This window comes from uncultured Amnibacterium sp., from assembly GCF_964244015.1.
Classification (GTDB): domain Bacteria; phylum Actinomycetota; class Actinomycetes; order Actinomycetales; family Microbacteriaceae; genus Amnibacterium.
In genome coordinates this window covers 1-10,074 of sequence record NZ_CAXTHO010000110.1, presented here as the reverse complement: position 1 = coordinate 10,074, position 10,074 = coordinate 1, and the positions used below count along the sequence as shown (strand labels likewise).

General features: G+C 72.0%; 11 protein-coding genes. 9 read left to right on the top strand and 2 right to left on the bottom strand.

The genetic code is table 11. The annotated features are described in order from the left end of the window. The 8 genes from ACFE67_RS11930 to ACFE67_RS11895 form a co-directional block, all read left to right on the top strand. The coding region (locus tag ACFE67_RS11930; protein WP_375407099.1) for an Asd/ArgC dimerization domain-containing protein at window positions 1-379 on the top strand (379 nt) is incomplete at its 5' end. Continuing rightward, window positions 376-1,527: a bifunctional glutamate N-acetyltransferase/amino-acid acetyltransferase ArgJ gene (gene argJ / locus ACFE67_RS11925; protein ID WP_375407098.1), complete on the top strand. Its 1,152-nt coding sequence runs from the start codon at window positions 376-378 to the stop codon at window positions 1,525-1,527. The genes ACFE67_RS11930 and argJ, both read left to right, overlap by 4 nt. A 91-nt stretch (window positions 1,528-1,618) precedes the next feature. Continuing rightward, window positions 1,619-2,524 (top strand): acetylglutamate kinase, encoded by a 906-nt coding sequence (argB, locus tag ACFE67_RS11920; protein ID WP_375407097.1) that lies wholly within the window; start codon window positions 1,619-1,621, stop codon window positions 2,522-2,524. Then, window positions 2,521-3,702, top strand: coding sequence for an acetylornithine transaminase (locus ACFE67_RS11915; protein ID WP_375407096.1), 1,182 nt, complete (start codon window positions 2,521-2,523; stop codon window positions 3,700-3,702). Before argB ends, ACFE67_RS11915 begins: the two co-directional genes overlap by 4 nt. A 156-nt stretch (window positions 3,703-3,858) precedes the next feature. Next, a complete protein-coding gene (argF, locus tag ACFE67_RS11910) occupies window positions 3,859-4,779 on the top strand; it encodes an ornithine carbamoyltransferase (protein WP_375407095.1) in 921 nt (306 codons plus the stop codon). A 127-nt stretch (window positions 4,780-4,906) separates the two neighbouring features. Next, entirely contained in the window at window positions 4,907-6,331 is a 1,425-nt protein-coding gene (gene argH / locus ACFE67_RS11905; RefSeq protein ID WP_375407094.1) for an argininosuccinate lyase, read from the top strand. Further along, complete coding sequence (locus tag ACFE67_RS11900; RefSeq protein WP_375407093.1) at window positions 6,328-6,513, top strand: hypothetical protein; 186 nt, start codon at window positions 6,328-6,330, stop codon at window positions 6,511-6,513. The genes argH and ACFE67_RS11900 overlap by 4 nt, the downstream gene beginning before the upstream one ends. Before the next feature lie 2 nt (window positions 6,514-6,515). After that, on the top strand, window positions 6,516-7,136 hold the full coding sequence (locus ACFE67_RS11895; protein WP_375407092.1) for a DNA-3-methyladenine glycosylase: 621 nt from the start codon (window positions 6,516-6,518) through the stop codon (window positions 7,134-7,136). A gap of 113 nt (window positions 7,137-7,249) precedes the next feature. Here ACFE67_RS11895 and ACFE67_RS11890 read toward each other — a convergent pair whose 3' ends face one another. Both ACFE67_RS11890 and ACFE67_RS11885 read right to left on the bottom strand, forming a co-directional pair. Further along, window positions 7,250-7,801 carry a hypothetical protein gene (locus ACFE67_RS11890; protein WP_375407091.1) on the bottom strand — a complete coding sequence of 184 codons (552 nt, stop codon included), beginning with the start codon at window positions 7,799-7,801 and terminating at the stop codon, window positions 7,250-7,252. Beyond that, on the bottom strand, window positions 7,798-8,415 hold the full coding sequence (locus ACFE67_RS11885; RefSeq protein WP_375407090.1) for a DNA-binding protein: 618 nt from the start codon (window positions 8,413-8,415) through the stop codon (window positions 7,798-7,800). The genes ACFE67_RS11890 and ACFE67_RS11885 overlap by 4 nt, the downstream gene beginning before the upstream one ends. 90 nt (window positions 8,416-8,505) lie before the next feature. Here ACFE67_RS11885 and tyrS point away from each other — a divergent pair, with 90 nt between their 5' ends. Then, entirely contained in the window at window positions 8,506-9,807 is a 1,302-nt protein-coding gene (gene tyrS, locus ACFE67_RS11880; protein ID WP_375407089.1) for a tyrosine--tRNA ligase, read from the top strand. The last annotated feature ends 267 nt before the right edge of the window (window positions 9,808-10,074 follow it).

The window sequence follows — 10,074 nt, the reverse complement described above, 5'->3', positions numbered from 1 at the left end:
CGTGACGGGGGTGCGCGGATCGATCTCGTTCACCCCCGTGCTCGTGCCGATGTCGAGGGGCATCCTCGCGACCTGCACCGCACGGCTCGCACCGGACGCGGACGAGCGGCGGATCCGCGCGGTGTACGAGGAGGCGTACGGCGGCGAGCGCTTCGTCCGCCTCCTGCCCGCCGGCCGGTTCCCCGCCGTCGAGCACACGATCGGCGCGAACACGCTCCTGCTCGGCCTCGCGGTCGACGCTGCGGCGAACCGCCTCGTCGTCGTCGCCGCGCTCGACAACCTCGTCAAGGGCACGGCGGGCGCCGCGATCCAGTCGGCCAACCTCGCACTCGGCCTGCCGGAGTCGGCGGGTCTCCCCATCGACGGAACGGCACCATGAGCGTCACCGCAGCAGCAGGGTTCGAGGCGGCAGGCGTGGAGGCCGGGCTGCGCTCCGGCGACGGCCCCGATGTCGCGCTCGTCGTCAACCGCGGGCCCTCCGCGGCGGCGGCCGCGGTGTTCACGAGCAACCGCTGCACGGCGAACCCGATCATCTGGAGCAAGGAGGTGATCAAGGACGGCGTGGTGTCCGCGATCGTCCTCAACTCCGGCGGGGCGAACTGCTACACCGGCATGCTCGGCTTCCAGACCGTGCACGAGACCGCGGAGGCGGCCGGCCGGGCGCTGGATCTGTCCCCTGGCGACGTGCTGGTCTGCTCGACGGGGTTGATCGGCGAGCAGCTCGACTCCACCAAGGTCGTCGCCGGCGTGAACCGCGCAGCGGAGGCGCTGCGGGACTCGGGAGGCGGCGACGCGGCCCGCGCCATCCTGACCACCGATACGCACCCGAAGCAGGCCGTGCGCCAGGGCGGCGGGTGGACCGTCGGCGGGATGGCGAAGGGCGCGGGCATGCTCGCGCCGGGTCTCGCGACGATGCTGGTCGTGATCACGACCGACGCGGACCTGGAGTCCGCGGACCTCGACGCCGCCCTGCGGTCCGCGACCAGGGTCACGTTCGACCGGCTCGACTCCGACGGCTGCATGTCCACGAACGACCAGGTGACGCTGCTCGCCTCCGGTGCATCCGGGGTCGCCCCCGACCTCGACGAGTTCACGGCGTTGCTCACCGACCTCTGCCGGGATCTGACGCTGCAGCTGCAGGGCGACGCGGAGGGGGCGGCACACGACGTCGCGATCGAGGTCCGGAACGCGGCCGACGAGGACGACGCGGTCGAGGTCGCCCGCGCCGTCGCGCGCAGCAACCTGTTCAAGGCCGCGGTGTTCGGCAACGATCCGAACTGGGGCCGTGTGCTCGCGGCCGTCGGGACGACCTCGGCGGAGTTCGACCCGTTCGGCATCGACGTCGCGATGAACGGCGTGCAGGTCTGCCGCGCGGGCCAGCCGGACCAGCCGCGGGCCCTGGTCGACCTGACCGACCGCGCGGTCCAGGTCTCGATCGACCTGCACGCGGGCGAGGCCACCGCCACGGTCTGGACGAACGACCTCACCCACGACTACGTCCACGAGAACAGCGCGTACTCCTCATGACACGTTTCGCGGATCAGGCTCGTTCCACCGACACGCCGTTCGGTGGGTGCGCCACTGCGGCGTGTCCGCAATCCAGCCTGAACGGCGAAACGTGAGCGGCCTCCCGGTCCAGACGACGACTCCCGAGGAGGCGGCAGCGAAGGCCGCCGTGCTCATCGAGTCCCTGCCCTGGATCACGCGATTCGCAGGCAGGGTCGTCGTCATCAAGTTCGGCGGCAACGCGATGGTGGACGACGCGCTCACGGCGGCCTTCGCAGAGGACGTCGTGTTCCTCCGGACCGTCGGCGTGCGACCGGTCGTCGTGCACGGCGGCGGACCGCAGATCTCCGCGATGCTGCAGCGGCTCGGGATCCCGAGCGAGTTCCGCGGCGGCTACCGCGTCACCACGCCCGAGGTGATGGACGTGGTCAGGATGGTGCTCACCGGGGTGGTCAGCCGCGACCTGGTCGGCGCGATCAACCTGCACGGACCGATCGCGACCGCGATCTCGGGTGAGGACGGCGGCCTGTTCGGCGGCCGGCGCCGCGGCACCGTCGTCGATGGGGAAGCGGTCGACCTCGGCCAGGTCGGCGACGTCGTCGAGGTCGACGTCTCCGCGGTGCTCGCGCAGCTGGACGCCGGAGGGATCCCGGTCGTGTCGACGATCGCGCCCGATCTCGATCACCCGGGGGAGTCGCTGAACGTGAACGCCGACAGCGCCGCCGCGGCGCTCGCGGTGGCCCTGGATGCGGAGAAGCTGGTCGTGCTCACCGACGTGCCCGGGCTCTACGCGAACTGGCCCGACCGCGCCTCCCTCGTCTCCACGCTCACCACGACCGAGCTGACCGGGATGCTGCCCTCGCTCGAGTCGGGCATGATTCCCAAGATGACCGCGTGCCTTGAAGCGGTCGTCGGCGGGGTGCCGAAGGCGGCCGTGATCGACGGCCGTGTCGCGCACTCCGTGCTGCTCGAGATCTTCACGGGCAGCGGCATCGGCACGGAGGTGGTCCCCGCATGACGACGGCGACGATGACGGAGTGGCGCGAGCGCTACTCGCACGACCTGATGGGCAGCTACGCCCCGCCCCTGCGGCTGCTCGTGCGCGGCGACGGCTGCTGGGTCTGGGACGACGACGGGAAGCAGTACCTCGACTTCCTCGGCGGCATCGCGGTGAACTCCCTCGGCCACGCGCATCCGGTCGTCGTGGAGGCGGCGGGCCGCCAGGCGGCGCTGATGGTGCACGTCTCGAACTACTTCGCGACACCGTCGCAGCTCGAGCTCGCCGAGCGGCTGAAGACCATCACCGGAGCGGGGGAGGAGGGCCGGGTCTACTTCGGCAACTCCGGCGCGGAGGCGAACGAGGCGGCGTTCAAGCTCGCGCGGCGCACCGGCCGCCCGCGCATCCTCGCGCTGAAGAACGGGTTCCACGGCCGCACGATGGGAGCACTGGCGCTGACCGGCAAGCCCGCGCTGCAGGAGGGGTTCCTCCCGCTGCCGGGCGGTGTCGAGCACCTCGACTCCACGATCGACGCGCTCGAGGCGGCGATGGGTGACGACGTCGCGGCCCTGATCGTCGAGCCGATCAAGGGCGAGACCGGCGTCGTGCCGCTGCCGGAGGGCTACCTGCGGGAGGCGCGCAGGATCACCGAGCGCCACGGCGCCCTGCTGATCATCGACGAGATCCAGACCGGTGTCGGCCGCACGGGCCTGTGGTTCGACTTCCAGCGGGAGGGCATCACGCCCGACGCGGTCACCATGGCGAAGGGCATCGCGGGCGGTGTGCCGCTCGGCGTGATGGTCACGTTCGGCGCCGCCAGCGGCCTGCTGCAGCGCGGCGACCACGGCAGCACCTTCGGCGGCAACCCGTTCGCGACCACGGTCGCGATCGCCGTGCTCGACGAGATCGAGCGGGCCGACCTGCTCGGCAACGCGGCCCGTCGCGGCGAGCAGATCCGCGCCGCCGTGGAGTCGTTCGGCTCCTCCCTCGTCACCGAGGTCCGCGGTCGCGGCCTCCTGCTCGGCATCGGCACCGTGGAGGGCGCGGCCCCGGCGATCGCGGCGGCCGCACTCGAGCTCGGCCTGATCGTCAACCCGATCAACCCGACGTCGATCCGTCTCGCACCGCCCCTGATCGTCGGCGACGCGGAGGTGGAGGCGTTCCGGGACCGCCTCGGTCAGGCGCTCGCCGCCTCCTGACCCGCTCCGGCAGGCTGGCCGAGCACCTGAGCAGGCCGGTCTCGCTTCAGCAGGCCCGAACGGCGTCGCACAGCCTGCCGAAGTGACGACAGCCTGCTCACGTGCTCGTCCGAGCCCCGATTCGGCCGATCCGCCGAACCCCAATACCGTTGCCAGGTGACCCGCCACCTCCTCCGCGACGACGACCTCACCCCGGCCGAGCAGGCCGAGATTCTCGACCTGGCCGTGCAGGTGAAGGCGGACCGGTGGGGGAGGCGCCCGCTCGAGGGCCCGCAGACGGTCGCCGTCATCTTCGACAAGTCGTCGACGCGCACGCGGGTCAGCTTCGCGGTCGGGGTCGCCGACCTCGGCGGCAGCCCGCTGATCATCTCGACGGCGAGCAGCCAGCTGGGTGGCAAGGAGACCCCCTCCGACACCGCGAGGGTGCTCGAGCGGATGGTGTCGGCGATCGTCTGGCGCACCTACGCCCAGTCGGGTCTGGAGGAGATGGCGGCGGGCACCACGGTGCCGGTGGTCAACGCGCTCTCCGACGACTTCCACCCGTGCCAGCTGCTGGCCGACCTGCAGACTATCCGGGAGCGCAAGGGCGCGCTCGCCGGACTGACCGTCGCGTTCGTCGGCGACGGCTCGGACAACATGGTGCACAGCTACCTGCTGGCCGGCGCGACGGCGGGCATGCACGTCCGGATCGCCTTCCCGGAGGCGTACCCGCCCGTCGACGCCGTGGTGGAGGACGCCCGCCGCATCGCCGCGACCACCGGCGGTTCGATCCTGCTGACCCACGACGCGGCAGCGGCGGTCGTCGGCGCGGACGTGGTCGTCACCGACACCTGGGTCTCGATGGGCCGGGAGGACGAGAAGGCGGTCCGCATCGAGGCGCTCTCGCCCTATCAGGTGACGCAGGAGCTGATGGCGACCGCGGCGAGCGACGCGATCTTCCTCCACTGCCTGCCCGCCGACCGCGGGTTCGAGGTCGCGCCGGAGGTCATCGACGGCCCGCAGAGCGTCATCTGGGACGAGGCGGAGAACCGCGTCCACGCGCAGAAGGCGCTCCTGATCTGGCTGCTCCAGCAGTGACCTCCGCGGATCCGGAGATCCTTCGCGGATCCGGAGATATCGCGCGCCACCCCGCGGTCGAACGCCCTCACACGGGGTGCCGCCCAGGATCTCCGGATCCGCGAGCCGTCGGTAGGCTGACCGCGGCATGAGCGACGCGCACGACGGCACCAACGCGGGCTCCCTCTGGGGCGCCCGGTTCGCCGCAGGACCGTCGGATGCGCTGAAGGCGCTCTCGCGATCCACCCACTTCGACTGGGTGCTCGCGCACTACGACCTCGCCGGATCGAGGGCGCATGCGGAGGCGCTCGCCACGGCCGGCTATCTGACGGCGGAGCAGCACGCCGGCCTCGTCGCCGCGCTCGACCGCGTCGACGCCCGGGTGGCGGACGGCTCGCTCGTCCCCGGCCCGGATGACGAGGACGTGCACGCGGTCCTCGAGCAGGCGCTGCTGCAGGAGGCGGGTGCCGACCTCGGGGGGAGGCTGCGGGCGGGACGCAGCAGGAACGACCAGATCGCGACGCTGATCCGGCTCTACCTCCGCGACCACGTGCGCGTCATCGGCCTGCAGCTCGTCGACCTGATCGACGCGCTCGCGGCTCAGGCCGACGCGACGTTCGGCGCGATCCTCCCCGGCAGGACCCACCTGCAGCACGCCCAGCCGGTGCTGCTGGCGCACCACCTCCTCGCGCACGCATGGCCCCTGGTCCGCGATCTCGGGAGGCTCGGCGACTGGGGCCGTCGTGCGGACGCATCCCCATACGGCTCGGGCGCCCTCGCCGGGTCGAGCCTCGGACTCGACGACGCGCTCGTCGCGGAGCGCCTCGGGTTCTCCCGCACGGTCGAGAACTCGATGGACGGCACGGCCGCGCGCGACGTCGTCGCCGAGTTCGCGTTCGTGGCCGCGATGATCGGCGTCGACCTCTCCCGGCTCGCGGAGGACGTGATCCTCTGGTCGACGCGGGATGTCGGCTTCGCCCGCCTCCACGACTCCTGGTCGACCGGGTCGTCGATCATGCCGCAGAAGAAGAACCCCGATATCGCCGAGCTCGCGCGCGGCAAGGCCGGCCGGCTCGTCGGCGATCTGACGGGGCTGCTGACCACGCTGAAGGGCCTGCCGCTCGCGTACAACCGCGACCTGCAGGAGGACAAAGAGCCGGTGTTCGACCAGGTCGCGACCCTCGAGACGCTGCTGCCCGCGATGACGGGGCTGATCGCGACGCTCCGGTTCGACCTCGAGCGGATGGCCGAGTCCGCGCCGCAGGGCTACTCCCTCGCGACCGACGTCGCCGAGTGGCTGGTGAAGCAGGGCGTCCCGTTCCGCGACGCCCACGAGGTGACCGGCGCGCTCGTATCGGCGGCGGAGGCGCGCGGCGTCGACCTCGGGGACCTGGATGACGACGAGCTGCACGCGGTCTCGCCCTCCCTCAGCCCGGAGGTGCGGTCCGTGCTGACCGCGACCGGCTCGGTCGCGAGCCGCACCGGGGTCAGCGGCACCGCGCCCGACCGGGTCCGGCAGCAGCTCGCCTCCCTCACCGAGCAGGTCCGCGTCGCGAGAGGGGCGCTGCCGTGAGCAAGCGCGGTGAGGCCAGGAGCAAGGCCGTCCTCCGCGCCGGCAGGTACGGCGACACGCACGGCGGCCGCTGGTCCAGCCCCTGGGTGATCCGCATCGTCGTGATCGTCGCCGCGGCGATCCTCGTCACCGCGATCGTGTACGCGGCGGTCAACGGGGTCCTCTTCACCACCTCCCGCTGACCGTGTCCGTCGAGCGCCGTCTGCTCGAGGCGCCCGCGGTCGAGGTCGCGCCCCTCCTGCTCGGCGGCGTGCTGTCCCACACGACGGCGGACGGCACCGTCTCGGTGCGGCTGACGGAGGTGGAGGCGTACGAGGGCGTCGGCGAGGACCCCGGCTCCCACGCCCATCGCGGCCGCACGCCTCGGACCGCCACGATGTTCGGGCCGGCCGGGCACCTCTACGCGTACTTCACCTACGGCATGCACACCTGCGCGAACCTCTCCTGCGCGACCCCGGGTCGGGCGGCCGCGGTTCTGCTGCGGGCCGGCGAGGTCATCGAGGGCGTCGACCTCGCGCGTTCCCGCCGCACGACCGCGAAGCGCGACGTCGACCTCGCGCGTGGCCCGGCCCGGCTCGCCGTGGCATTGCACCTGACGCTGGACCAGGACGGCGCCGATCTGCTCGCGGCGCCGTACGGACTCGAGCTCCCGTCGTCGCCGCCCGCGTCGATCCTGACCGGTCCGCGCGTCGGGGTGTCCGGTGCGGGTGGGGATGCGGAGCTGTATCCCTGGCGGTTCTGGATCGCGGAGGACCCGACCGTGTCGGCCTACCGGCCGGGGCGCACCCGGCGTCCAGTCGCCTAGCGCGGCCTCCGTCGATCGACGCTCCGTCCCTCGATCGACGGAGCGCTCGGTCGGAAACGGGACAGCGCGTCCATCGAACGCGGTCCGGGTCTCCCGGCGCGCGGTCCGGCGCGTCAGACGCTGGTGAGCAGCACCAGCCCGGCCGCCGCGGCGGCCCAGATCCAGCTGCCGAGCGTGCCCACGATGAACCGTTCGCGCACCGCGCCGTCGTCCAGCTCGGTGAACCGGCCGACGCCCTTGATCGCGATGATCACGGCCAGCGCCTCCGGGAACCCCGCGATGATCGCGCCGACGACCGCGAGGCGCTCCAGCAGGCCGACCACCTCCCCGCCGCGCAGCAGCTCGCGCTCACCGACGACGATGCCGCCGTGCAGCCCCTCCTGCTCGTCGAACGTCGTTCGATCCAGCAGCAGCCGGACCACGGGGCTGCCGCCCGCGACCGCGATCACGACCGCCGCCACCGCGGTGATCGCCGAGACGACGGGGGGCGCGACCTCCGGCAGGATCGCGGCCACCAGCAGGGTCACCACGGTCAGGGACACCGTGAGCACGGTCAGCACCCGGGCGGTCGTCCGCCATGCGACGACCGCGACGACGGCGGTCGCGATCGGGCAGAGCAGGAACAGGAACCACCCGAGGGTGAACAGGAATCCGGAGAGACTCACTCGGAGGATCGTAGGGTGCGCGGCGTGTCCAGCCCGGCCAGTGCGGCCGCGAGCGCGGGGAGCGCATCCCGCTCCAGGCGCACGGCGGCCGTGCGGGCGCGCAGGCTGATGGCCTGCGGCGTGACCCCGAGCCGGTCGGCGATCGCGGCCTGCGACAGCCCCTGCATCAGCAGATCGGCGACCTCCCAGCCCTCCTGCGACCGGCGGGCCCTGACCTCGAGCAGCAGCCCGACGAGCGCCGACACGCCGTCGTCGACCCGTTCGGCTGGGCCCGCGACGGCGAGGTGGTGCGGTGCGCGCTTCGCGGCGTCGACGGCGACGCGAGCGGCGAGGAACGCCGCTCCCTGCGCCGCACCGGTCGTCGCGGCGAGCGGAAGACGGACGTCGCCGACGCCGATCCCGACGCTCCACCGGCCGTCGCGGCGGAGGTGGAGCGCGGCGTCGAGCGCGTCGCCCGCCTCGTCGAAGACGAGCTGGAACTCGTCCCCCGCGGTGCGATCCGGCCCGAGCACCGCGCCGCGGTGCCGCCAGTCGGTGCGGTCGGCGAGGATCGGCGCGACGGCGTCCGCGTCGGACTCCCTGCTGCCGATCTGATCGACGGTCAACACGAACACGGCTCAAGCGTAGCGACTTGATTCATCGAGAACAAGTACGATGGCTTGATATCGACTCCCAGCGGCTCGGACCACTGTTAGCGTCGAAGCGTGTCGTCGACCGCACTCGCCCGCCAGCACAACGATCCGAGCTTCGCCTCCCTCTGGGACGAGCTGCAGTGGCGGGGTCTCGTGCACGTCTCCACGGACCAGGATGCGATCGCCGCAGCGCTCGCAGCGGGTCCGATCGTCGCGTACTGCGGGTTCGACCCGACGGCGCCGAGCCTGCACCTCGGTCACCTCACGCAGCTGCTCGTGCTGCGGCGCCTCCAGCTCGCCGGCCACCGGCCGCTCGGTCTCGTGGGCGGCTCCACAGGACTGATCGGCGATCCCCGACCGACCGCCGAGCGCGTGCTGCACACGAAAGAGCTCGTCGGCACCTGGGTCGCGGCGCTGCGCGGTCAGGTGGAGCGGTTCCTCGACTTCGACGGTCCGGCAGCGGCCGAGATGGTGAACAACCTCGACTGGACGGCCGGGCTCTCGGCGATCGACTTCCTTCGGGACGTCGGGAAGCACTACCGCATCGGCACCATGCTGAAGAAGGACGCGGTGTCCGCCCGGCTGAACTCGGACGCCGGCATCAGCTACACGGAGTTCAGCTACCAGATCCTGCAGGGCTACGACTTCCTCGAGCTCTACCGCTCGCGGGGGTGCGTGCTCCAGACGGGAGGCAGCGACCAGTGGGGCAACCTGACCAGCGGCATCGACCTGATCCGTCGGGCGGAGGGGGCGTCGGTGCACGCGATCGGGACACCGCTGATCACCGACAGCGACGGCAGGAAGTTCAGCAAGAGCGAGGGGACGGCGATCTGGCTCGACGCCGGTGAGACGTCGCCCTACGCCTTCTTCCAGTTCTGGCTGAACACGTCCGACACGGACGTCGTCGGCAGGCTGAAGGTGTTCACCTTCCTCGGCAAGGCGGAGATCGACCTCCTTGGCGTCGCGACCGCCGAGCGCGCGGGGCTGCGGGAGGCGCAACGGCGGCTCGCGTGGGAGGTGACGGCGCTCGTCCACGGAGACGCCGCAGCCGACGCGGCGCGAGATGCCGCTGCGGCGCTCTTCGGATCGGGCGACCTCGGCACGGTGGACGCCGGAACGCTCGAAGCCGCGCTCGCAGAGCTGCCCCGCACAAGTGCCCGGACGACCGACCGCATCGATGTCCTGCTCACGAGCGCGGGAATCGCGAAGTCGAACGGCGACGCCCGGCGCGCGATCGCGCAGGGCGGTGTCTACATCAACAACCGGAGGATCGACGACGAGGACGCGGTGCTGACCGAGGCCGACCTGCTGCACGGCCGGTTCGCGGTGCTCCGGAGGGGTAAGCGGACCCTCGCTGCCGTGACTCGCACCTGAGCCCGATCCCCGCCGTTCCGGGCATCGCGGGCGTTCGACACGCCGCAGTGTTTCCGGCAGGTTGCGAACAGGTGTCATGACACGTACTGTCTCCTCTTGTCAGCGCGACGTCGCGGATGAGGACAGGGTCACATCGACCCGGACTCTCCGCCCACTGCCTGGCAGCTGGAAGTCACCCGCACGACGGAGCGATCCGGAGGGCGCAGGACTTCAAGCGAGTCGAGTCACTTCGTGCTGCTGGGCGTGGGTCTGGTGGTGGTGTGTGTC

Excerpts from the sequence above, each read along its gene's own strand:
- argJ (WP_375407098.1), top strand. The coding sequence starts at position 376 with ATGAGCGTCACCGCAGCAGCAGGGTTCGAGGCGGCAGGCGTGGAGGCC.
- ACFE67_RS11915 (WP_375407096.1), top strand. The coding sequence starts at position 2,521 with ATGACGACGGCGACGATGACGGAGTGGCGCGAGCGCTACTCGCACGAC.
- argH (WP_375407094.1), top strand. The coding sequence starts at position 4,907 with ATGAGCGACGCGCACGACGGCACCAACGCGGGCTCCCTCTGGGGCGCC.